Below are 20,986 nucleotides of genomic sequence, written 5' to 3'. Positions count from 1 at the left end.
GGGTCACAGCCACTCGTTAATGGTTGCGACCAGCACGGTTGCCTCGTATCGGACGGCGAGCTTGTCGTATCTCGTAGCCACAGCCCGGTGACGCTTGAGGCGATTGATGCCGCACTCCACCGCGTGGCGCTCTTTGTAGTCGGCCTTGTCGAACTTCGGCGGCCGACCGCCGCGCGAGCCGCGCTTCTTACGGTTGCGGACCTGGTCGGCCTTCTCCGGAATCGTGCAGCGGATGCCACGCCGGCGCAGGTAGGCGCGGTTCACGCGTGACCCGTACGCCTTGTCAGCGCGGACCTTGTCCGGCCGGGTGCGCGGCTGGCCCAGGCCGAGGCGAGGCACCCGGATGGCCTCCAGAACCGGCTGGAACTGCGGGCTGTCGTGCCGCTGGCCCGCCGTGACCAGCAGCGACAACGGCTTCTGTCCCTGCTCAACCGCCAAATGCAGCTTCGTGGTCAGCCCGCCGCGCGAGCGCCCCAGGCCATGGTCGTCGGGCTCGGTCTCGACGCCACCAGGAGGCTCCTTCTGCGCGGCCCCTTTTTACGGGCCCCGGCAGCATGCTGGTGGGCCCGCGCGATCGTGGAGTCCACGCTGACGTCCCAGGTGATCAGGCCCTTCGCGTCGGCCTCGGCCTGCAGCTGTACAAAGATCTGCTTCCAGGTGCCGTCCCGCTGCCAGCGCCGGAACAGGTCGTAGGCCCGGTCCCACGGCCCGTACCGCTCCGGCACGTCGCGCCACGGCGCACTGGCCCTGGTCCGCCACCGTATGCCGTCGATCAGCTGCCGCCGCGTCCACGTCTGGGGACGGCCTGGCTTCTTGCCCGTCGGCAACAACGGCTCCAGCCGGGCCCACTGGCCGTTCGTCAGATCTCCACGCCGCACGAGACGTGATCATCCACGGCCTTGATCCACTTTCGCAACACGGCCTAGTGCAACCGGCCGCCCAGGCGGGGTGAGTCTGTTGGATGTGCTCCGGTCTGGTCCATCGCGGCAACCGCGGTCTCCTGCTCGGGAACGATGCCGGACTTTCGGTCCGTACGGATCGGCCGCAGAGGAGACCTCGGGACAGCGGACACGGCGACGGCGGACGGCCGGGAGCGGGAACGGGAGCCTATGCGGTCAGCTCAACGCACCGCCTGGACCCGGGTCATCAGCCCATGCAAGCCAGCGGGCGCAGCAGCGTGGCCTGGTCCTCGCCGTCTCTCGGGTCATGCGGCGTTCCGTCCGGGCGGGTGCATTCGTCGGCGACGGCACTATCCCCCCTCTCTCCGCCGCCCGCAGCGCCATCAAAAACAACTGAACAACGGCGCTGCTGCAGGTCACCGGCATCGGCTGACCTGCAGTGAGGTCGTAGCCCCCGACCGGCCGGTGAGAGCAGCGCGGGGAGAAGAGGAGCACGAACGAGCCGCTGATCACGCGCAGCCAGCCTGCCGCGGTGTTGGTCGAAAAGACGATGAGCCGCCGATGACGCCGTCGGCGTGACATCGCCCCGCAGCCGCAACCGCACAAGCCCGCGCGGGCCTCTCCCACTGCACATCCACCCGCTACCGAAGGAGCCCGCCGTGACCATCACCTTTGAACCCCACACGCCGCAGACCTTCGTCGACCCCTACGCCGCCGACCCGGCACAGACCATCTGGCCTGCGGCTGCCGCGGCCTCCGCGGGGCAGGACATGGACGACCTGCTGCCGCCGCCCAACCCCGCCGAACGCCTCAACATCCTCATCACCCCCCGCGACCAGCGCCGCCTGGCCCTGCACGCCACACTGACCGTCGCCGGCATCCCGCCCCGGCCCGAAGACCGCGACGCCATCGACCAGCTCAGCGCCCTGCCCGCCAGCATCAACACCACCCTGCAGCGCTGGCTGCACCACCCGTGCTGAAGCGGACACACACGCGGGGGTGAGCGACAAGGCCGCACGCAGCAAGTCCAGCAGCCGGGTGCACTACCACCAGTTCGAGATCAGTGACGAGAACGGACCGACCGGCCCGGCCTCAAGTGCGGGCACAACGGACCGGTCCGGGTCCGCAGAAGAACGCAGCGCACCTGCGGATCTCGCTGGACCACCTCGGCTGTCCTGCGCAGAAGACCAAGTGGGACCGCTCAGTCGGACAGTGGTGTGCAGTGCACGTTGTTCGCTCCGCCGCTCTGGTCGGAGATCCGTCCCCCGTAGCTCACACAGTGCCCGGGGTGACCGATGTACACCGGACCGGCGTAGGTCGTGTAGAAACCGTCATCGAACTCGGGATCGGGGTCCTGGGCGTCCGTGACCATCGCCAGCATGGCCACGGCGGTGCCGGGACGGGCGCGCACGGTGACCACGCAGTCCCGTCCGGTGGAGGGGTTGTACGTCAGGTAGACCGTGCCCGCCGTACCGACCGGCGCCGAGTCGACCACCGTGTACCCCGTCCCGCAGACACCGTTGTACTTCGCCGGCGGCGCCGCCGCCCCTGCCTGCGGTGCGACGGCCCCCATGGCGCCGACCACGGCGGCCGTGACTGCTCCGACCGCTGCGGCACGCTGAATGATGTTCATGTGAATCCCCCGTTTCGTCGACTGCCCCAACAGCTTGTCGACTTCGAAGGGTTTGACCGTCGTCACCCGACCAGCGTTGTAGGCCACCCGCACCGGTTACCGAACCCGGACACGGAGCGAACGGGTCCGTGGCCGTGTCTCTCATCGGGACTGCCGCCCTCTGACGAGCGCAGTGGGCAGTGACGCGCCGAAGACGTGAACCCGGCTCGGGATGTCCCGTCGTGGCACGCGGGCCCGAGGACAGAGGGCCGGTGACCGTAGGCTACGGCGAAGCCCAGGCCGGCGTGGTCGCCGTAGCGGACGGCCATGCTGTCGGTGTCTCGGCGCTCGGCGTCGAGCCTGTCGATGAGTTCTTCGGCCTGTGGTCCGGTGGTGACTTGGACCGGAGCGGGGCCGGCTGCGGCGGCGAGGCGGGCCGCGAGCTGTTCGCCCGTCAGGCCGCGGGCGGACTTGATGCAGTAGTCGTGCCAGGAAATGTCCTCGTCGGCAATCCATGTGATCCCGCCGGAAACTCACTGCGTGTCTCCGTTCTCCGGCGTGGCACGGCCCGGGGCCGGTCCTGTGACCGGACCCGGGCCGCATCTGCGGTGCCAGTCACTATCCCGCTAACGGATGTCGCACTTGATCGTCGGCTTCGAGGCGTCGCACTGTCGAAGCCCGGCGACCTGACCAACTACGCGCCTGATCGACCAGCCGGAGCTGCTTGGCGAACGTGGGGAAGCGGCTCATCGAGGTGGAGTTGACCCAACCGGACATCGCGGACCTGCCGCATTTCGGACCACGTCGGCGCGGCCTTGCGCTAGGTGAACTCACCACAGGACGCCTCGTCGCCGGCTGAGATGTCGGTCACCGATGTGGTATCCGGGTGGCCGGGTTTGGCGGCCCAGCTGTCTGGGCCGATCTGTGCCGGTCGCTGGTATGAGAAGGCCCCGGCTGGACGGGGGAGCCAGCCGGGGCCGTGGCGTGCGGAGGGCGGTCGCCTCTCGGCGGGTTGCTCCATGGGGCTTCAGCCGGACGATCGTCCCCATGGGCGGAGGGTGAGGCCCGGGGACACTGTCCCCTCCGCCAGCCACATACAGACGAACGGACAACTGTTGTGCGGTGTTCCCGCTCGTTGCCCTGGCCGCGGTGAGCTGGGGCACAGCGGTCGTAGGTTCAGCTGGTGAAGTCGGCGACCAGGGCGGCGAATTCGTCCGGGTCGGCCAGGCGGATGCCGAGGGCTTCGGCCTTGGCGCGCTTGGATCCGGCGCCTTCCCCGGCCACGACCAGGGTGGTCTTTCGGGAGACACTGGAGGAGGAGCGGCCACCGGCGCGTTCGATGAGTTCGTTCATCTGGTTGCGGCTGAGATTCTCCAGCGCCCCGGTCATCGCGCCGGTGACCACAACCGTCATTCCGGCCAGCGGCCCGACCGCCGCATCCGTGCCGCCGGCAGCGGCGTCAGTGTCGCGGGCCGCGGGCGGTGCGGTTGCGCCGGGTTCGGTCATGTTCACCCCTGCCGCGGCGAGTTTGTCGATGAGCGGGGCGAGTTCGGCGAGTTCGGCGACGATCGAGGGTGCTTTTTCGGTGCCGATGCCCTCGACCTGCTGCATTGCGTCTGCGTCGGCTGATCGGATGTTGTCCATCGTGGCGAAGTGGCGGGCGATGCGGCGGGACATGGAGCGGCCGGTGCCACGGACCCCGAGCGCACACAGGACCCGCGACAGCGGCTGGTCCTTGGCCGCGGCGATCGCGGTGAGGAGGTTGTCCGTGCTGGTCGCGCCCATCCGTTCCAGTGCAAGGAGTTGGTCGCGGGTGAGGGTGAACAGGTCGGCGAGATCGGCCACCAGGCCGGCCTCGACGAGCTGCACGATGCGGGTGGCGCCCAGGCCTTCGATGTCGAGCTGGTCGCGGCCGGCCGCGTAGGACAGGGAAGCGACCAGGTGGCAGTTGCGGCCCTGCTCGCACCGCCAGCGTTCCTGGCTGGTGTCGATGGCGGAGCCGCACCGCGGGCACACCTCCGGGAACACGATCGGTTGCTCATCGCCGGTGCGCAGGTGGGCGACCGGTGCCTCGATGCGCGGGATGACATCACCGGCGCGGTGAACCATGACCTGGTCGCCCAGGCGCAGGTCTCGGCGGGTGATGTCGGCCGGGTTGTGCAGAGTGGCGTAGGTGATGGTGGCACCCTCGATCTCCACCGGCTCCAGGACGCCGCGCGGGGCGATGATCCCGGTGCGCCCCACGTTCCACTCCACGTCGATCAGGCGGGTGATCTTCTCCACGGCGGGCAGCTTGTAGGCGATCGCCCAGTGCGGAGCGCGCGAACCGGATCCTGCGGCCCGCTGGTCGGCGGCCGGATCGGCCTTGACGACGATGCCGTCGATACCGAACGGCAGCTCGGCGCGCAGCGCGGCGATCTCCCGCACGCGCTCCAGGACCTCCTCAACGGTGGCGGCGACGATTGCGGGGACCGCGGTGGTAGCGGTGGTGTTCACTCCCAGCTGCGTGCTCAGAGCCATGAGGTCGCTGTGGGCGAGCTCGCCCAGCCGTGCGGCGAGCACGGTGTCGGTGTCGGCCAGCGGCAGCAAGCCGTAGCCGAAGAACGTCATCGGCACCGTGTAGGCACGGTCCTTGGCCCGCAGGCTGCCCGCGGAAGCACCGCGCGGATTGGCGAACGGCTGCCCGCCGTGCGCGGTGCGCACCTCGTTGGCGTGCTCGAACTGGGCCCTCGTCATGAGGACTTCGCCGCGCACCTCCACGGTGACCGGCTCCGCCAGCGTGTGGGGCAGGCCCTCGAGGGTGCCGATCGCGTGCGAGACGTCCTCCCCGGCGATCCCGTCGCCGCGGGTGATCAGCCGGGTCAGCCGGCCCTGGCGGTATCGGGCCGCGATCGCGAGGCCGTCGAGCTTCGGCTCGACGCTGAAACGTTGAGCCTCGCGGCCGACCCGTCTGGCCAGCGAGGCCGTCCAGGCCGTGAACTCTTCGGGTGAGAACACGTTGTCCAGGCTCAGCATCGCCACCGTGTGCGCCACATCGCCCACCACCGCCCCGCCGGCGACTTTCCCGGTCGGCGAGTCGGGCAGCACCTGATCGGGATGGTCCGTCTCCCACGCGGCGATGCCGCGCACCAGCCGGTCGTAGGCATCGTCGTCCAGCGCCGACGTGCCGCCCCCGTAGTAGGCCGCCGACGCCTTCACCGCGTCCTCGACCGCCTGCGCGTAGGCGGCACTGTCCATGATCTCTGCAGCGGGTGTCGTCATGCCCGTCATCCTGCACGCCGCCACTGACAACGGTACCCGCGCAGTTCACAGGGCTTTTCTGCGCTTCGGCTTCGCCGCCGCAGGCGCTCGTCGCCCTCACCCGCAGCTGCCAGGACCCGGGATACACTGCCCCGCCCACTCCGACCGGAGGTCACCTCAGTGTTACTCGCACGGGTATTCGCCGTTGCCCCGCTGGCCCTGGTGATTCTCGCCCTGTCCGGCTGCTCCTCCTGGGGCTGCACCGACACGACAGCAGAGCGCGGCAAGGCCGGTGTCAGGGTGCAGGTCGTGAACACGCATGGGCAGCCTCTCGGCGTCACCGCCGCGGTCGTCGACTGGCGGCTTGAGCCCCACCCGCAGGTGCCCTCCGAAGGAGACCGGGTTCACTTCCGCTTCCGCTTCGACGGCGCCGACGAATATTCCGGCCCCGCAGTGGACGCCTGCGCGGTCGACGAGGAGCGTGTGGCGTTGGGGTGTCAGACGGTTTACTCGTCCCAGGCGTTCGGGCCGGCCGACGATCCCCGCACGGGCGACGACTGGCTCGCCGTCGAGCACCCTGAGCAGGTTGCCGGAATCTTGTTGATCCCCAACGACCAGTCCTACTACGGACGCACCTGTGAAAGGGACATCAAGGACGGTGGCGGGATGCATCCTCCGGAACCACCCAGCAGGGGGGAACAACTGTAGGGGGGTCAAGGCGGTTGAGCACGAGGCCTGGGCCTGCCGGCACTCCGGTGTCTGCGCTGGTTGTGTGCCCGCCGCCCCTGTGCCACCTTGCTGCGGCCGCTCCGGGTTCTCAGGATCGGCCATCGCATCGGCCATCGCACTGGTTTCTTGATCGCTCTGGGGCAGTCCCGGCCGGACAGAGTGGTCCGACAAGCCATGCGGCTTCCGCGCGAACCGCGCCTACCTGCGCAGACGTGGCACCAGCTGCACAACCCCGAAGACCACTGAAGGGGCACCGCGGTGCCAGCGAGATACGACAAACTGACTTTCCGTTACAAGGGGACCGTACTGGGCGCTGCCATCAACGAGTGGTTGTGGCCAACCGGAGCGGGGGCTGAGATGCTGCTCAAACTGGCCGGCTCCAGCTGTTCGGGCAAGACAACGCTCGCCTACTCCGTGGGCGAGCGTCTGGGGCGGCTCGCCGTGCACGACTTCGACGAGGTCGGCGTACCGGAAGGCGCCGATCGCCAGTGGCGCAACCGCATGACCGAGGTGTGGCTGCGTCGCGCGCTGGAGTACCAGGCCCGCGGAGTCGACCTCCTGCTGACCGGGCAGTCCCCGCTGGGAGAGATCCTGGCCAGCCCCTCCGCCCCGTTGCTGGATGGCATCGCGATCTGTCTGATCGACGTGTCCGACGAGGCCCGGCGCCGCAGGCTCACCAAGCGCGACGCGGACCGATGGGACGCCGCGGCGGTCGACGCCTTCCTCGGCTGGGCCGCCTGGCACCGCAAGCACGCTCAGGATCCCCGATACCGCCCCGACGCCATCATCGACGGCAGCTGGCCCCGCATGGCCTGGCACCGCTGGACCAGCTGGCCCGCCGACGATCGGCGATGGTGCACCCACTTGCTCGACACTTCGGACCAGACTGTCGCGGCATCCGTAGCTCAGGTCGAGCAGTGGGTGACCGAACAGCGCGACGCGCTCCGAACCGACAGTCTTCCCCTGTCGCGGGGCTGGCCAGACCGGACAACCGCTCCAGCCGACCACGACTCCTGATCCGCTTTCGCCACGGACCCCTGGTCGGCGGCGCGTGAGGGGTCACCGTGTCCAGTACTGGATGTTGCGGAAGCGGGCCTCGGCGCGGCCGGAACCGTGGTTGTAGACGCCGTTCTTGAAGTAGCGGGTGGCGGGGCCCCGGTCGTCGACGGTCAGGACGAGGGAGTCGTCGAAGTAGACCCTGACGGTGCCGGTCCCGGTCCTCGCCTCGTGGGCGATCTTCACGTTGAACCAGGTGTCGTACGCGCCCGTCTTGAGCACTGTGCCGTCGTAGCGGCGTACGGTGCCGCCGCTGGTCTCGTAGATGTTGAGCATGATGTCGGTGGCGGGAGTGCCCGAGGGGTGAACGCTGCGCAGGATCTGAACGAAGGACGCCCCGTCGGTTCCGGACGGGAGGTAGACGTCGGCGTCCCACATGCGGTCGCCCGTGGTGTAGTCGACCTTCCAGCGCATCTCGGTACGCGGGTCTGTGGAGCTGCCCTCCTGGAACGGCTGATCGGTGGCGTACACCCACATGCGGTCCACGCCACCGCTGTAGCTGTGCCGGTCGCTGAGGTCGAGGTTCCAGGGCTTCTGCCAGCTGTAGGTGAATGAGGTTTTGGTCCAGCCGTCGGTCGGGGAGACGGCGGACGCCGCTGCGGCAGGGGCGGCGGACGGCAGCGTGAGCGCGGCGCCGCCGGCCAGCAGACCGGCACCGGCCCGTAAGGCGGATCTCCTGTTCATGGCGTGTTCCTTTCCGGTGAAGTGCGAGTGCGGAGGTGAGGAGCGCGGGAAGCAGGCAACCTCAATACATCGGAGGAGTCAATGAGTTGGACCAGACTACCGTCGTGGCCTCAGGAGGCTCGTGCGCCTGCCGCTGGCGATAGACCCGATGAATGGGGAGATCACTTCGGTGTCGGCCTGTGGCACAGGCCGACACCGAAGTGACTGCTGGACCCCCGTCCGGCACCCCCTACGGTTCGCGTCGCCGACGGCCGGCACATCCCGTGCACGCACGTCCGGGCCGGAACCGCGCGTCAGCACGACGGCCGTTTCGTCCCGGCCGAGCGAGACCGATGCGACCGCGCCCTTTTCTCCCTTCCGCAGCCGCCCCCGAGTTCGTCCCGTTCGCCGATGACACCGTCGACGCCGTGTCCACAACGAGGCGCGCCCCAGCCCTACCGTGCACACGCACCCCATCGGGCCCGGCCACCCGACCGGTCGGCGCCGCCACGCCGAGGGGCAGGACCCGTACGACGCCGTTACCGGCTTCGGCGCGGCGCCCGGCTCGCTCGACCAGCCCCATCTTGACAATAGGCAGGTGAATACCTGCATAATAGAGCGTGAGCCTCGAAGCAACAGCCATGGACTCGGCGTTCAAGGCGCTGGCCGATCCCACCCGGCGGCTCCTGCTCGATCGGTTGCGCGAGCACAACGGCCAGACCCTGCGCGAACTGTGCGAGCGCCTCGACATGGCGCGCCAGTCGGTGACGCAGCACCTGGACATCCTCATGCGGGCCAACCTCGTCACCGTGGTACGGCGCGGCCGGGAGCGGCTGCACTACCTCAACCCGGCCCCGATCCACGAGATCGAGGAGCGCTGGATCTCCGGCTTCGACAAGCCCCGCCTGCAAGCGATCAGCGCCATCAAGCACCAGGCAGAGGAGTACGCCATGACCAACGCACCCACACCGGTGCCGGACTATGTATACGTCACCTACATCCGCGCCAGTGCGCAGCAGGTGTGGCACGCCCTGACCGACGCCGACCTGACGGCACGCTACTGGGGACACGCCAACGTCTCCGACTGGCAGCCGGGCTCGGCCTGGGAACACCGGCGGGCCGACGGGTCGGACAAGATCGACGTGGTGGGCCGTGTCCTGGAGGCCGAGCCCCCGACCCGGCTGGTCATCACCTTCGATGACGCCCCCGATGCCCAATCGCCGAGAGAGGCGTCGGTCGTCACCTTCCTCGTCGAACCCCACCAGGACATCGTCCGCCTCACCGTGACCCACGAGAACCTCCCCAACCAGGAGATGCTGGGCGGCATCTCGGCCGGCTGGCCGGCTGTGCTGGCGAACCTCAAGTCGATGCTGGAGACCGGCGAGGTCCTGCCACAGGCGCCCTGGGAAATGTCCCGCGCCGCCCACACGTGAGCCGCGCCCCTCCTCCCCTTCCTTCCCGTACGTCCGCACAAAGAGGTGCACGACATGCTGGACACCGCCCCACTCCAGGACGCCTACCGCGCCCTGCTCGACGCCGCCGCCACCGTGGCCAACGCCGACGGCCCCTGCCTCCACCCGCCGGACGGCGAGTGGAACGCCGACCAGATCCTCGCCCACGTCTCTCTCATCAGCGCAGCCACCATCGCCGCCGTCGCAGGTGTCGCAGCGGGGACCCAGACGACGTACGACAACCGGATCGCCCTCGACGCCTGGACCATCGAGCAAACCATCGCGCACGCCGGCGGCAACGCCGGGCTCCGCGACCGCATCAGCAACCAGGCAGCCGCCCTGTGCGCACTCACCGCAGCCACGGCGCTCAGCGACGCCGAGTTCAGCACCCTTGCTCCCACACGGCTCCTGTCCCACGACACCCTCCTGGTCGATCAGCCCATGCCGCTGCGCGACATCGTCACCGGCCTGGCCCAGACAGAACTGCCCGGCCACACCGAACAACTCCTCGCCCTTCTCCCCGACCGGAGCGCGGCCGAGACCGCGCGGTGACCAGGACACGGCGATTCCGGCTCCGGCTGGCCCCGGGAGTGCGGACCCGATAGGCGAGGCGGGCGAAGGCGCGGATGTAACGCGGCAAGGCCGAACCGGGTGGCGTCGGCCGGTTCGGCGGTCTCGAGCTCGTCTCCGAAGAGGGCGACAGCGCCCTCGGGGCGCTGCACCAGGGCACGTGAACCTGCCGTGCGGCGTGGTCGGAGTCAAGGCCGACGACGTGCCGGTTGAGCACAGGAGAGCTGCGCAACCCGATCGCCACGGCGACACGGGGCTTCGCCTCATCGCTGTGACTGAGCACCTCAGTTGGCCAGTTGGGATCCGGCAGCGCGCCAACACTCCTTGCTGGCCTCTCGGTCTGTTCAATTCGCTGGTCGGGCCCCAGGGCGACCTCTACCGTTGAGCCCATGGCTCATGCGAAGACCTCGTACGTCTGTCTCTCTTGCCGGGCCTCCTACAAGCAGCCCTACGACAGAACGCGACAGCGGGCCTGTCCCCGTTGTGCTCAGCCGCTGATCCACTCAGGTTCGGCGTTCGCCCCGCCCCGACGGCGGGATGCCGCGGCGTGGCGGACACTGACGGTGCTGCTGAACGCCGGCGTGGGGTTCCACAAGAGCTGCTGCGGCGGCCCTGGATACCGCCCCCGGACCCTGCGTGAGGTACGCGAACGGATGACGTACGCGCAGCGCAGCGGCGAGCCGATCGCGCTCGCGCTCGTCCGGCGGGACGTGGGGTGAGGGACGGGCTGGGGGCCGAACGCCGAACTGGCTGGCTGAATGCCTGTTGTCGTACCGAGTGGTTGGCCTTGCCGATCGAACGGCGCCTGGGTGGGTAGCGTTGTGCGCATGGCGGTGTTCGGAGCTGTTCAGGTGAACCTGTGGTGCGACGACGTGGAGCGCTGTGCAGCGTTCTTCCGCAGCCTTGGCATGCCGGAGAGGTTCCGCTTCCCGTCCGAGGGCGAGCCTCACCAGGTCGAGGTGGAGGCGGCAGGCGTCCGGATCGGGTTCAGCTCCGCTCGTGTGGGCGGCGAGCTTTTCGGCATCGCCACGGCGCCCGGGGAGAACACTGAAGTCGTGTTGTGGTGCGACGACGTCGACGGCGTGCATCAGACGGCGCTCGATGCAGGAGGCGAGCCACTGAAGAGTCCGACCGAGTCACCGGACGGACGTCTTCGATTTTCCTGGCTGCGTGATCCTGAGGGTCACCGCGTGAAGCTTGTGCAGGAACGCGGCTGAGCAGTTGTCGCTGCAGGGCCTCTTGGCAGCTCAAAGTTGCGCGCGCCGGACGCGATCCGCTACTCGGTTGGGCAACCCTCCTGCCCTGGGCCAAGACCCGGCTCGATCTCACGATCAAGATCGTCCACCGATCACCGAACGCACCCGGCTTCGTCGTGCTGCCCCGCCGCCTGACCGCGACCAATGCCAATCTCATCACCGTCACTCCGGCGAGGCGCTCTACGCTCCCTTCGGGGCACCAGTTGAGATCCGCCTCGTTGATCTGGGCACAGGGGGAATCGGGTGGAGTGGGGACTGGGAGCTGCCGGCCTCGTGGTCGGGCTGCTGATCGCCGTGGTGACCGCCCCGGTCGGGGTATCCGGAGCCGTATTCCTGCTGCCGGTGCAACTGAGCGTGTTCGCCGTTCCCAGCCCGGCCGTCACACCCACGAACCTCCTGTACAACGTCGTCGCAGGGCCCGGCGCCCTGCTGCGCTACCGGCGCGACGGAGCCCTGCGAGGGCCCCTGGTCCGCCGACTGGTGGCGGGCACGCTCCCCGGCGTGATTCTCGGCGCGGTCATCCGCGTCTTCGCCCTTCCCGGCCCACACGTCTTCCGGCTCCTGATCGCCGCCTTGATGCTGCCGCTCGGCATCTGGCTGATCACCCGGACACTTCGCCCCACACACCCGGATCGCCCGCGCCCCGAACCCGCGCCCCGGACAATCACCGGCCTCGCGCTCGTCGTCGGGGTCGTGGGCGGGATCTACGGCATCGGCGGCGGCTCCATCCTCGGTCCCATCCTGGTCGGCCGCGGCATCCCCGTCGCCAAGGTCGCCCCCGCCGCGCTCGCCGCCACCTTCGCCACCTCGGTCGTCGGGGCCTCCACCTACGCACTGCTGTCCCTGGCCAGGACCGGCAGCATCGCACCCGACTGGTTCCTCGGCCTGGCCTGCGGCTTCGGCGGGCTCATGGGCGGATACCTCGGCGCCCGCCTCCAACCCCGTCTGCCGGAGACCCTTCTCCAGCTACTGCTGGGCACCCTCGCCACCACGCTGGGCACCCTCTACGCCATCGATGGGCTCAGTTGAGCTCTGGGACAGGTCTCGCCGTACGCGGTAGGCCCGATCAGCACGTTGAACGGGCCTTGCCCCGCCCGCACAGCCGCTCACCGATTCATGCAGCGTGAAGGGCGCAAGAACGGGTGTCGACGAGGCCGTCGCCCGCACGTCCGGACGAAGTGGTCGGCGACTGAGTTCCCAAGCCCGAGTGAACGGGCCATGTCGAAGGCCAACCTGATCACCAATCAGAGGACGGCACCGTCCGGTGGCAGATGAAATCGGTTGCGGCGGGACCTGTGAGCCCGGAGAGGATACGTCTTCGTGGAGGTCGGCGGGTCGGGGCGGCGATGGACGTATGAGGCCATGCTCGCCGAACTGCCTGACCACGCGGGCAGTTCGGCGGAAGGCCCCCGCTATGAGCCGTCGGAGATCTCGGGGTGCTGCTCGCGCCGGGCCTGGTGCATCTGACCTTCGAGACCACGCTCCGCGAACGCAGGACCAGGCACAGTTCGAGCTCGCGCAAGACGGACCAAACCGCAGGCTGGCGCATGTACTACCGCCAGGCCACCCGCGTTCCGCCCGGAGTGGACTGAGACCACCGGCACACAACCGGGGCCCACACGCGGCGCGATGCTCATCAGGCCCACGGCGCGATGTGTCGTCCACGATGCAACCCACTCCCCCGCCGGCCGTGCGCACACGGTGCAGGGCGCCACCGCTTAGCGCCGCAGCGGCGCTCGGCCGGCCACCGCACCAATCCGCTCGTGACCGCGTCCGTGAGCGAGTGGCCGGCGACTGATGACTCGTCCCGTCCGGCCGGGAGACTGGTAGCCGAGCTTGGATCGACCGCCGGGTTTGCACCCTTCGCTTCGGGGCGTGCATGGTCGTGGGTGCGCGTACTTATGCGGGCGGGCGGATGCCAGGAGGAAGGAGTGCCGGCCGATGATCCTCCCGAAGGTCAGGGATCCTCGCTTCGTGACGATCCGCCGCGGCGGGATCCTCACTGATTCGGATCACCATCTCCTCGCCCTTTGGGCGGCGGACTGCGCGGAGCACGTCCTTGACCTCTTCGAGTCGGCTCAGCCTGAGGACCCACGACCGCGCCAGGCGATCGAGCATGCCCGCGCCTGGGTGCGTGGCGAGGTCAGGATGATGCAGGCCCGCGCGGCGGGCGGCCATGCCATGGGCGCGGCTCGAGACCTGCGTGGCGCGGCGCGGTATGCCGCGTATGCCGCCGGTCAGGCCGCAGTCGTCGCACATGTCGCCGCGCACGAGCTCGGTGCGGCTGCCTATGCGATCAAGGCCGTACGCGCTGCCGCGCCGGCAGGTGAGAGCGAGGCCGCAGGGCGACGCGAGTGCCAGTGGCAGCGCGACCAGCTCCCGCAGGCGATTCGCGAGCTCGTTCTGGACGACCAGCGGTTGCGGAACGACATTTGCTGGTTGGTGTTCGACTGCTGAGGCTGCTCCACCGGCGGCTTGTCGAAGGCGCGACACCCAGTCCCGTAGGTCGTGTGGCGGCACGGTCGCTGTCACCGCTGTGGCTCCTTCCGCTGTTGGTGATCGGGGGCGCGGCGGTGCTGTGCTGCGTGGCGCGCCCGGTGCCGCTGAGCCGTTGCCCGCCCGGTGCTGTCGGGCCCGGACGCGGCTCGGGCACGTCTCTTCCGGCGGGGCGGGTCAGCGGGCGAGGGAGACCGCGAAGGGGGTGAAGCCGTGGCGGCGCAGGACGTGGGGGACGACGAGGATCATGGCTTCTGTCGCGCGGGCGGTGGTGATGTCGCCGAGGTCTTCGATCCAGTCGGTCTGCCAGCCCAGGTCGCCCAGGAGGGCGGTGACGGTCTTCTTGGCCTGCTCGTCGTTTCCGGAGAGGTAGGCGGTGGGCGGGATGGTCAGTTCCCCGGGGGCGGTCATGACCGTGAACAGCATGGTGTTGAGGGTCTTGACGACGTGGGTGTCGGGCAGGGCGTTCTGGAGCTGTTCGGCCAGGCTGCTGCCCGGGTGGCACAGCTCACCGGGCAGACCGTCGTCGGCGTCGCGGGTGGCGTTGGAGACGTCGATGAGGATCTTGCCGGCGATTTCGGCCCGCAGGGAGGTGAGCCGTTCCAGGGTGGTGTCGCCGGGTGTGGCGTTGATGACGATGTCCGCGCTGCGAGCGGTGGTGGAGTGATCGGCGTAGCGGAACGTGGTGCCGTCAGCGGGCGGCGTGTCCCTGCCGTCGCCGTTCTTACGGCGTCCGACGGTGACGTCATGTCCCGCCGCGCTGAGGGTGCGGGCGAGGTTGGTGCCGACGCGGCCGGCGCCCAGGATTCCGATGCTGGTCATGGGGTCTTCCTGAAGGTCTGAGGTGAAAGGGTCAGGGTGGCTCTGAGGGCCAGGGGGGTCAGATCGAGGCGAGGACGTCGAGCGCGGCGGTGTGGATGTGGGGGGCTGCGGCCAGGAAGTCGCGGCTGGCCGCGTTCCAGGGCTTGCCGTCCAGGTCGGTGACGGTGCCTCCGGCCTCGGTGACCAGCAGGGCGCCGGCGACGAGGCCGGAGCGGACGTCGGAGAACTGCCAGAAGGCGTCCATGCGTCCGGCGGCGACGTGGATGAGCTGCAGCGTCGCCGGGACGGACACGCGCACGACGAGACCGGCGGTGAGCATGGCGGTGACCGATGCGCCGATGCGGCGGAAGGTGTCGGTGCTCTCGCCGGGCCGGGCCTGGCCGGTGCCGATCAGTGCGGCGCCCAGGTCGTTCTTCGCCGACACGGTCAGGGTCCGGCCGTTGAGGTGGGCGCCGCCGCCCGCGGTGGCGGTGTAGGTGTCGCCGGTCAGCGGGAGGTGGACGACCGTGAGGACCGGCTGGTTGTCGCGCACCAGGGTGGCGGTGACGCCCCAGTCCGGCATGCCGTGGACGTGGTTGATGTTGCCCTCGGCCGGGTCGACGACCCACCACTCGCCCGCCGGGAGCGCTCCGCCGGCCAGCTCGTCCTCCGCCCACTGCGACCCCGGCCTCGCCCGGAGCAGCGGCTCGCGCATCACGGCGAGGACCGCGTCGTCGTTAGCGTGGATCTCGCCGACGACCTCCTCCAGGCTCACGCCCCGGGCATGGGTCGTGTAGCGCTCCCGCAGGGTGACTCCGGCGTCCTCCACCACAGCGGTCACAGCGGACAGGAGCGTGGTGTCAAGGTCGAAAGGCATGGCTGTGCTGCTCATGGCGCACTCCTTGGATTCGGTGGACGCGGGGGTGTTTCCGGAAGCTGTTCTCCGCCCCGCATCTCGAAGGTAGGAGCTACGGCAGTTAACAACAAGTGCATGGTTATCACTCGTAAAGTGACTGCCATGCAACTGGATCTGAACCTGCTCACCGCCCTGGACGCACTCCTGGAGGAAGGAAGTGTCCAAGGTGCCGCGGCCCGCCTCCACGTCACCTCCCCGGCGATGAGCCGCTCCCTGAGCCGTATCCGCATGGCGACCGGTGACCAGATCCTGGTCCGCACCGGACGCCACATGACGCCCACCACCCGCGCCCTGGCCATGCGCACCCAGGTCCACGCCCTGGTACAGCAGGCCCATCACCTGCTGTCCGCTCAGGCGGAACTCGACCTGGCGACTCTGGAGCGGGTGTTCACCGTCCGCTGGCACGACGCCCTCGCCTCCACCTGCGGAACTGCCCTGATCGCCGCGGCGCACCGTCAGGCCCCCGGGGTGCAGGTACGGCTGACCGCCGAGCCCGGCGACGACACCCCTGAGTTGCGGCGCGGCGAGGTCGACCTCGCCTCCAGTGCCGGCCCGCCGTCCCTGCCCGACATCCGTCACCGCCTCGTCGGCCGCGACCGGCTCGTCCTCGCGGTCCGCCCGGGCCACGCCCTCACCGAACAGCCCGTGACCGCCGAGAGGTACGCGGCGGCCGATCACGTCATCGTCTCCCGGCGCGGAAGCCTCCACGACCGGATCGACGACGCGCTGACCGCACTCGGCCATGAGCGCCGCGTCGTCGCCTCCGCCCCCACCACGGCCACCGCACTGCAACTCGCCCGCGAGACCGACCTCGTGGTCACCCTCCCCGACGCGGCCACCCGTTCCGCCCGCCACCAGCTCGGCCTGACCACCCTGCCGCTGCCGCTCGACCTGCCCGACGTACCCCTTCACCTGCTCTGGCACCAACGCCACGACAACGACCCCGCCCACGTCTGGCTACGCGAAACAGCCACCCGAACCCTCCAGGCCCTGTTCACCCCGTCCTAGCTCGGCTCTGTCGGGGATCTTGGAGTTCGCCGCTGCGCCGGCATGATCAGCGGGCATGCTCGGGGCTGTTTCGAAGGCCCAGCAGTTGTCCCGTGTGCCGGGCGCCCGGTCTCTCGACCGTCAGACGCGTTCCGCCACAACGCACGTCTGCCGACAACAGACGCCCGCGTCGGCAAGGAGGTGTCAGTGCGGCGCAAGTCCTCTCCGACGGCAAGGCCGTCCCCCTGCTGGGAGGACGGCCGAGGGTCCAGATACTGCCGAAATGCCGATCAGGCTCCCGGGTGCAACCCGAGCCAACCCGGCGAAGGTTCGCCCTTGACCTCGCCGAAGTACAGGGCGAAGGTCTGCTTCCAGCGCTCGACGGCGGCGCGGTCGGCCATGAAGCGGGGGAAGCCGTCGAGGTTGCCGTTCGGGTACTGCCAGATGGGCTTCAGGCCCGCCGGCGGGGTGACGTCGGTGCGGACCGACCAGCCGTTGGTGGCGGCCTGCTGCTGTTCGACGGACAGCCGCCAGCTGAGGTAGAGCTTCGCAGCGGTCGGGTGCTTGGCCTGCTTCAGGATCGCGGCCCGCTGCCCCCAGGACATGAACGGCGTCGCCTCGTCGGGGAGCACCCACTTGACGGGCCCGGTCGCGAGGGCCGCACCGGAGCCACCGACGCCGATCGCCTTCTGCCCGCTCGTGACGGCGTCTCTCGGGGTGTAGCTGCCGCGGGCGAACTGCACGTCCTGGGCGGCCACTCGGGCCAGCCACTCCCAGCCGTACTTCTCCACGTACAGCGTGTAGAGGTAGAGGACCGCGTCGTCGTCGTGCGGGTAGGAAGAGGCTATTTGCCCCTTCCACTTCGCGTCGGCGAGGTCCAGTGGGCTGCGCGGTGCGTCCGAACCGACCGCCGCAGGACCGTACATGTAGCTGAAGGCACTCACCTGGACGGCGACCCAGGCGCCGTGCGGGTCCTTGAAGGGGGCGTACACCTTCGAGTAGCCGGCCGGCTTGTAGGCCAGCAGACGGCCCTGCTGCTTCCAGCGCACGAAGTCCTGCACGGTCTGCAGCTGTACGACGTCGGGCACGAGGGTGTCGGTGGCGAACTGGTTGTCCACGCGGACGTCGTGGAACTTGCTGTAGTCGACGACGACCGTCAGGTCGATGTCCGGGAAGCGACTCCTGAAGCCGCTTCGGAGGCCGTCCGCCTGCGAGGAGACGTCACCGCCTGCGTAGATGACGAGCTTGCCGCCCTCGGCGAGAGCCGCCTGGTAGAGCTCGTCGAGCGTCCTCGTCTCCTCGGCTCCTGCCGTTGAACCGGGGCCGGGGGACGCTGCGGCGGACGGGCGGTGGCGGCAAACGCGCCGAGGCCGAGGGCGGCGCCCGCTCCGGTGGCGAGCAGGTGGCGGCGACTGGGAAGGTCGGTCATGTGGGGGGGACCTTTCTGACTGAGAGGAAGAAGGGCGCTGGGGGGCATCGGCGGACCGGGACAGGTGCGGTGAGTACCGGAGGGGGTGACGAGTCCGTCGCCTGACCGGCATCAGCGGGGGCCCAGGTCGCGGGTCCGCCACCGCAGCTCCGGGTTGCTGCCGGTCAACTCCACGGCGCGGGAAGTTCCGCCGCGCAGTGGGCCGTTCCCGCGGCGGGCCGGAGATCCACGGGGCATCCGCACCCGATCCCGGCGCGGATGCCACCGCGGACCTCAGAACATGGTGTTGTCGTTGGCACTCTTCTCCGGGACCTCCTGGACCACGTCCCAGTGCTCGACGATCTTCCCGTCGACGACGCGCCAGAAGTCGGCGACGGCCATGCCGCGGTCGCCGGGCTTGAGGTGCAGGTTGCTGTGGGTGACCACCAGGTCCCCTTCGGCGACCGCGCGCTTGATGTCCAGGCGCAGGTCGGGAAACTGCCCGCGCAGCCAGTGGACGTAGCCGACGAACGCCTGCGGACTGTCCTGCGCCTCGGGGTTGTGCTGGATGTAGGTCTCACCGAGGTGGGCTTCGGCGGCCTGTTCCGGCTGGTAGTCGTTGAAGGCCTGCTCATAGAAGGCGATCACGAGCGCCTTGTTGTCGTCGGCGGACACGCTGTTCTCCTGCCCTGCGTATGGAACGGGAACGCGTCAGCCGGTCATGGCGTCGCGGACGAGGGCCGTGTCGACGAACTGCTCGAAACGCACGATGAGTCCGCCGCGTACGACGAAGTGGTGTGCGACCCGCACGTTGATCCGCTTGCCGGTGGCCTTGTTGGCCGCGGTGTAGCGGGCGAGGACGACGACGTTCTCGCCGTCGACGACGTAGGTGTCGTCGTGGGCGGTCCAGCCGTCCCAGTCCTTGCCGAGCTGTTCCATCACGTTCGACGTGACGCCGTCGGGGGTGCGGTAGGTGCCGGCCAGCGGGAAGCCGGCCATCTCGGTCCACTCCACGTCCGGGGCGAGGGTGGCGCGCAGGGCCGCCAGGTCTCCCGCGGCGGAAGCCAGGTACTGGCGCCGTACGACGTCGGCGGGGGCGGTGGAGGTGGCGAACTCGCTCATGGTCAGCCCCACTTCATTTCGCCCTTGGCGACCTTCGCACCGATCTGGGCGGCGATCAGCATGCCGTTGTCCGGGTAGCGGGCCACGAGCGCCTCCGTGAGCGCGGCACCGTCGGCCGCCTTGGCGAGTTCCTCCTCGAAGGCGAGCAGGTAGTCGCGGGTGGCGGTGATGGCGGAGGCGTCGGCGGGGGTGCCGGGCAGGCGGTGGCCGGGCACGACGAGCTGCGGGTCGAGGGCGGCCATCTCGTCGAGCAGGTCGATCCAGGCGGCGCGGGACTCCGGAGTGGCGGTGTCGGCGACCCAGACGTGCTCCTGCTGGAAGAGCAGGACCCCGCCGAGCAGGGCGCGGGACTCCGCCTGCCACAGGTAGTGACGGTCGGGCAGACCCGAGGAGCCGCCCTTGAGCTCGAAGCGGTGGCCTTCCAGGGTGAGGTCGCCGGTGAGCGGCTGGAGATCGACCAGGCGGGTGGGCAGGTTCGGGCCCAGCGCCGCCCATGCCTTGAGCTTGCCCTCGTAGGAGTGCTGGATGTGCTCGATGACGATCGGCGTGGCGACGAAGACGGCGTCGGGGAAGGCGTCGGCGATCACCTCGGCGCCGAAGTAGAAGTCGGGGTCGGCGTGGGAGACGAAGACGGTGGTGAGCTTCTTGCCCGAGTCGAGGATCTCGGCGGCCAGGCGGTGGCCGTCGGCGCGGGTGAAGGCGGCGTCCACCAGCAGGGCCTCCTGCTCGCCGGTGACGAGGGTGGCCGTCTTGTTCTTGCTGCCGGCGGGGAAGTCGAGGTCGAGGACCTTGAAGTCGAGGGCGCTCATGCTCGTAGCTCCTTGGGGGGTGGAGGATTGCGGGGTCAGTTGAGGCTTGCGAGACGCCGGTCCACCTCGTCGGCGGTGGCGTGTCCGCGGGCCAGGGGGACGGCGCGCTCGCCGTCGAGGGCGAGCAGGGTGGGGAAGCCGGTGACACCCAGTTCGGCGGTGCGGCGGAAGTCGGCGCGGGCCGCGCTCTGCGCCTCGGGCGCTTCGAAGGCGGCGACGACGGCATCCGGGTCGAGCCCGGCCGCCTGGGCGACCGTCCGGTAGGTGGCCGGGTCGGACAGGCTCAGGCCGTCGACGTAGAAGGCGTGCTGCAAGGCCGTGGCCAGCTCCGCCGCGCGGTCGGGAGCCACCTGACGCACGGCTGCGACGCCACGGGCGGCGGCCTCGGAGTCCATGACGAACGAGCCGTCGGCGATGAGCCGCTCGTAGGCCTCGCCGAACTCGGCAGCGGTCAGCTCCGTGATCTGGGCGTTGGCCCCCTGGACGTAGCCGAACTCACGGATCGGGACCCGGCGGTCGCCGGTGAACAGGCCGCCGGAGACGACCTCCACCGGCAGGTCGGGGTGGCGCGTGATGATTTCGCGCAGGGTCGCGGTGAATCCGTGCGACCAGCCGCAGTAGGCGTCGAAGATGTAGACGAGCTTCATCGAGGACCTCGGCAGAGAGGGGCGCCCGCCGATTGCGAGCGGTTCACCTGATCAAACAATACCTGACTCGTCAGATATTTCTGGACCCGTGTGATCCGGGGCACATGCGAGCACCCCATGCCATTAGATCTGCGCTACCGCCGGTCCGCAGGTCAGGGCAATCGAGGCGGCGGTACGTCCCGGGCTGTGGCCGAGGATGCGCAAATCCTCCCGGCAGCGCGCGTACGGCTGTGACTCTCCCCGCGCGTCATGAGATCAGCCGTCTCCATGCGATCCACCCAGCCGGGTGGCGCCGTCGGCGGTCAGGGCCTGCTCCTGCGCGAC

The 20,986-nt window shown here is 69.6% G+C and carries 20 protein-coding genes and 1 pseudogene; 10 read left to right on the top strand and 11 right to left on the bottom strand.

The genetic code is table 11. The features are described from left to right. Positions 1-3: 3 nt before the first annotated feature. A protein-coding gene (locus ACGFWE_RS39415) for an IS5 family transposase (RefSeq protein WP_393605062.1) occupies positions 4-878 on the bottom strand; the annotation gives its coding sequence in 2 pieces (ribosomal slippage) (positions 4-486 and positions 489-878; 873 coding nt in all). Positions 879-1,558: 680 nt separating this feature from the next. Here ACGFWE_RS39415 and ACGFWE_RS39410 point away from each other — a divergent pair. Beyond that, complete coding sequence (locus ACGFWE_RS39410; protein ID WP_393605060.1) at positions 1,559-1,879, top strand: hypothetical protein; 321 nt, start codon at positions 1,559-1,561, stop codon at positions 1,877-1,879. Positions 1,880-2,100: 221 nt separating this feature from the next. Here the strand turns inward: ACGFWE_RS39410 and ACGFWE_RS39405 are convergent, their stop codons facing one another. Both ACGFWE_RS39405 and ligA read right to left on the bottom strand, forming a co-directional pair. Further along, complete coding sequence (locus ACGFWE_RS39405) at positions 2,101-2,532, bottom strand: spore-associated protein (RefSeq protein ID WP_393605058.1); 432 nt, start codon at positions 2,530-2,532, stop codon at positions 2,101-2,103. A gap of 1,155 nt (positions 2,533-3,687) precedes the next feature. Further along, entirely contained in the window at positions 3,688-5,772 is a 2,085-nt protein-coding gene (ligA, locus tag ACGFWE_RS39400) for an NAD-dependent DNA ligase LigA (protein WP_393605056.1), read from the bottom strand. Positions 5,773-5,931: 159 nt separating this feature from the next. Here ligA and ACGFWE_RS39395 point away from each other — a divergent pair, with 159 nt between their 5' ends. Together ACGFWE_RS39395 and ACGFWE_RS39390 are read left to right on the top strand one after the other, a co-directional pair. Continuing rightward, positions 5,932-6,459 carry a hypothetical protein gene (locus tag ACGFWE_RS39395; protein WP_393605054.1) on the top strand — a complete coding sequence of 176 codons (528 nt, stop codon included), beginning with the start codon at positions 5,932-5,934 and terminating at the stop codon, positions 6,457-6,459. A gap of 378 nt (positions 6,460-6,837) precedes the next feature. Next, positions 6,838-7,497, top strand: a complete 660-nt coding sequence (locus tag ACGFWE_RS39390; protein WP_393605052.1) for a hypothetical protein — start codon at positions 6,838-6,840, stop codon at positions 7,495-7,497. Between the two features lie 42 nt (positions 7,498-7,539). Here the strand turns inward: ACGFWE_RS39390 and ACGFWE_RS39385 are convergent, their stop codons facing one another. Further along, the gene (locus ACGFWE_RS39385) at positions 7,540-8,220 is read right to left on the bottom strand and encodes a polysaccharide lyase family 7 protein (protein ID WP_352392216.1); all 681 of its coding nucleotides are present in this window, start codon (positions 8,218-8,220) and stop codon (positions 7,540-7,542) included. 620 nt (positions 8,221-8,840) lie between these two features. Between ACGFWE_RS39385 and ACGFWE_RS39380 the strand changes: the two genes are divergently transcribed. The 6 genes from ACGFWE_RS39380 to ACGFWE_RS39355 all read left to right on the top strand — a co-directional run bounded on the left by ACGFWE_RS39380 (position 8,841) and on the right by ACGFWE_RS39355 (position 13,933). After that, entirely contained in the window at positions 8,841-9,632 is a 792-nt protein-coding gene (locus tag ACGFWE_RS39380) for an ArsR/SmtB family transcription factor (RefSeq protein WP_393605099.1), read from the top strand. 54 nt (positions 9,633-9,686) lie between these two features. After that, positions 9,687-10,202, top strand: a complete 516-nt coding sequence (locus ACGFWE_RS39375) for a hypothetical protein (protein ID WP_393605050.1) — start codon at positions 9,687-9,689, stop codon at positions 10,200-10,202. Between the two features lie 407 nt (positions 10,203-10,609). Further along, positions 10,610-10,939, top strand: coding sequence for a deoxyxylulose-5-phosphate synthase (locus ACGFWE_RS39370; RefSeq protein ID WP_393605048.1), 330 nt, complete (start codon positions 10,610-10,612; stop codon positions 10,937-10,939). Positions 10,940-11,047: 108 nt separating this feature from the next. After that, positions 11,048-11,437, top strand: a complete 390-nt coding sequence (locus ACGFWE_RS39365; protein ID WP_393605046.1) for a VOC family protein — start codon at positions 11,048-11,050, stop codon at positions 11,435-11,437. A gap of 282 nt (positions 11,438-11,719) precedes the next feature. Beyond that, positions 11,720-12,505: a sulfite exporter TauE/SafE family protein gene (locus ACGFWE_RS39360; protein WP_393605044.1), complete on the top strand. Its 786-nt coding sequence runs from the start codon at positions 11,720-11,722 to the stop codon at positions 12,503-12,505. A gap of 912 nt (positions 12,506-13,417) precedes the next feature. Then, on the top strand, positions 13,418-13,933 hold the full coding sequence (locus ACGFWE_RS39355) for a putative immunity protein (protein ID WP_393605042.1): 516 nt from the start codon (positions 13,418-13,420) through the stop codon (positions 13,931-13,933). Positions 13,934-14,149: 216 nt separating this feature from the next. Here the strand turns inward: ACGFWE_RS39355 and ACGFWE_RS39350 are convergent, their stop codons facing one another. Together ACGFWE_RS39350 and ACGFWE_RS39345 are read right to left on the bottom strand one after the other, a co-directional pair. Further along, positions 14,150-14,794: an NADPH-dependent F420 reductase gene (locus ACGFWE_RS39350; protein ID WP_393605040.1), complete on the bottom strand. Its 645-nt coding sequence runs from the start codon at positions 14,792-14,794 to the stop codon at positions 14,150-14,152. Between the two features lie 58 nt (positions 14,795-14,852). Then, positions 14,853-15,665, bottom strand: a complete 813-nt coding sequence (locus ACGFWE_RS39345) for an inositol monophosphatase family protein (protein WP_393605038.1) — start codon at positions 15,663-15,665, stop codon at positions 14,853-14,855. A 126-nt stretch (positions 15,666-15,791) separates the two neighbouring features. On the opposite strand from ACGFWE_RS39345, the gene ACGFWE_RS39340 reads away from it, so the two are divergent. Then, the gene (locus ACGFWE_RS39340; RefSeq protein WP_393605036.1) at positions 15,792-16,697 is read left to right on the top strand and encodes a LysR family transcriptional regulator; all 906 of its coding nucleotides are present in this window, start codon (positions 15,792-15,794) and stop codon (positions 16,695-16,697) included. A gap of 269 nt (positions 16,698-16,966) precedes the next feature. Here ACGFWE_RS39340 and ACGFWE_RS39335 read toward each other — a convergent pair. The 5 genes and pseudogenes from ACGFWE_RS39335 to ACGFWE_RS39315 all read right to left on the bottom strand — a co-directional run bounded on the left by ACGFWE_RS39335 (position 16,967) and on the right by ACGFWE_RS39315 (position 20,662). Further along, positions 16,967-18,105 (bottom strand): annotated as a pseudogene (locus tag ACGFWE_RS39335) (ABC transporter substrate-binding protein). A 273-nt stretch (positions 18,106-18,378) separates the two neighbouring features. Next, complete coding sequence (locus ACGFWE_RS39330) at positions 18,379-18,759, bottom strand: nuclear transport factor 2 family protein (protein ID WP_352392206.1); 381 nt, start codon at positions 18,757-18,759, stop codon at positions 18,379-18,381. Between the two features lie 36 nt (positions 18,760-18,795). Next, complete coding sequence (locus tag ACGFWE_RS39325) at positions 18,796-19,206, bottom strand: nuclear transport factor 2 family protein (protein WP_352392205.1); 411 nt, start codon at positions 19,204-19,206, stop codon at positions 18,796-18,798. 2 nt (positions 19,207-19,208) lie between these two features. Next, complete coding sequence (locus tag ACGFWE_RS39320) at positions 19,209-20,015, bottom strand: MBL fold metallo-hydrolase (RefSeq protein ID WP_352392204.1); 807 nt, start codon at positions 20,013-20,015, stop codon at positions 19,209-19,211. Between the two features lie 35 nt (positions 20,016-20,050). Next, positions 20,051-20,662 carry a DsbA family protein gene (locus tag ACGFWE_RS39315; RefSeq protein ID WP_352392203.1) on the bottom strand — a complete coding sequence of 204 codons (612 nt, stop codon included), beginning with the start codon at positions 20,660-20,662 and terminating at the stop codon, positions 20,051-20,053. Between the last annotated feature and the right edge of the window lie 324 nt (positions 20,663-20,986).

Origin of the sequence: Streptomyces sp. NPDC048523 (assembly GCF_043199815.1) — a bacterium.
Taxonomy (GTDB): Bacteria; Actinomycetota; Actinomycetes; order Streptomycetales; family Streptomycetaceae; genus Streptomyces.
Note: the sequence above shows the minus strand (reverse complement) of the source record. Positions and strands in the feature narration are given on the sequence as shown.

Excerpts from the sequence above, each read along its gene's own strand:
- ACGFWE_RS39325 (WP_352392205.1), bottom strand. The coding sequence starts at position 19,206 with ATGAGCGAGTTCGCCACCTCCACCGCCCCCGCCGACGTCGTACGGCGC.
- ACGFWE_RS39320 (WP_352392204.1), bottom strand. The coding sequence starts at position 20,015 with ATGAGCGCCCTCGACTTCAAGGTCCTCGACCTCGACTTCCCCGCCGGC.
- ACGFWE_RS39350 (WP_393605040.1), bottom strand. The coding sequence starts at position 14,794 with ATGACCAGCATCGGAATCCTGGGCGCCGGCCGCGTCGGCACCAACCTC.
- ligA (WP_393605056.1), bottom strand. The coding sequence starts at position 5,772 with ATGACGACACCCGCTGCAGAGATCATGGACAGTGCCGCCTACGCGCAG.
- ACGFWE_RS39380 (WP_393605099.1), top strand. The coding sequence starts at position 8,841 with ATGGACTCGGCGTTCAAGGCGCTGGCCGATCCCACCCGGCGGCTCCTG.
- ACGFWE_RS39340 (WP_393605036.1), top strand. The coding sequence starts at position 15,792 with ATGCAACTGGATCTGAACCTGCTCACCGCCCTGGACGCACTCCTGGAG.
- ACGFWE_RS39355 (WP_393605042.1), top strand. The coding sequence starts at position 13,418 with ATGATCCTCCCGAAGGTCAGGGATCCTCGCTTCGTGACGATCCGCCGC.
- ACGFWE_RS39315 (WP_352392203.1), bottom strand. The coding sequence starts at position 20,662 with ATGAAGCTCGTCTACATCTTCGACGCCTACTGCGGCTGGTCGCACGGA.
- ACGFWE_RS39345 (WP_393605038.1), bottom strand. The coding sequence starts at position 15,665 with ATGAGCAGCACAGCCATGCCTTTCGACCTTGACACCACGCTCCTGTCC.
- ACGFWE_RS39390 (WP_393605052.1), top strand. The coding sequence starts at position 6,838 with ATGCTGCTCAAACTGGCCGGCTCCAGCTGTTCGGGCAAGACAACGCTC.
- ACGFWE_RS39375 (WP_393605050.1), top strand. The coding sequence starts at position 9,687 with ATGCTGGACACCGCCCCACTCCAGGACGCCTACCGCGCCCTGCTCGAC.
- ACGFWE_RS39370 (WP_393605048.1), top strand. The coding sequence starts at position 10,610 with ATGGCTCATGCGAAGACCTCGTACGTCTGTCTCTCTTGCCGGGCCTCC.
- ACGFWE_RS39405 (WP_393605058.1), bottom strand. The coding sequence starts at position 2,532 with ATGAACATCATTCAGCGTGCCGCAGCGGTCGGAGCAGTCACGGCCGCC.
- ACGFWE_RS39385 (WP_352392216.1), bottom strand. The coding sequence starts at position 8,220 with ATGAACAGGAGATCCGCCTTACGGGCCGGTGCCGGTCTGCTGGCCGGC.
- ACGFWE_RS39365 (WP_393605046.1), top strand. The coding sequence starts at position 11,048 with ATGGCGGTGTTCGGAGCTGTTCAGGTGAACCTGTGGTGCGACGACGTG.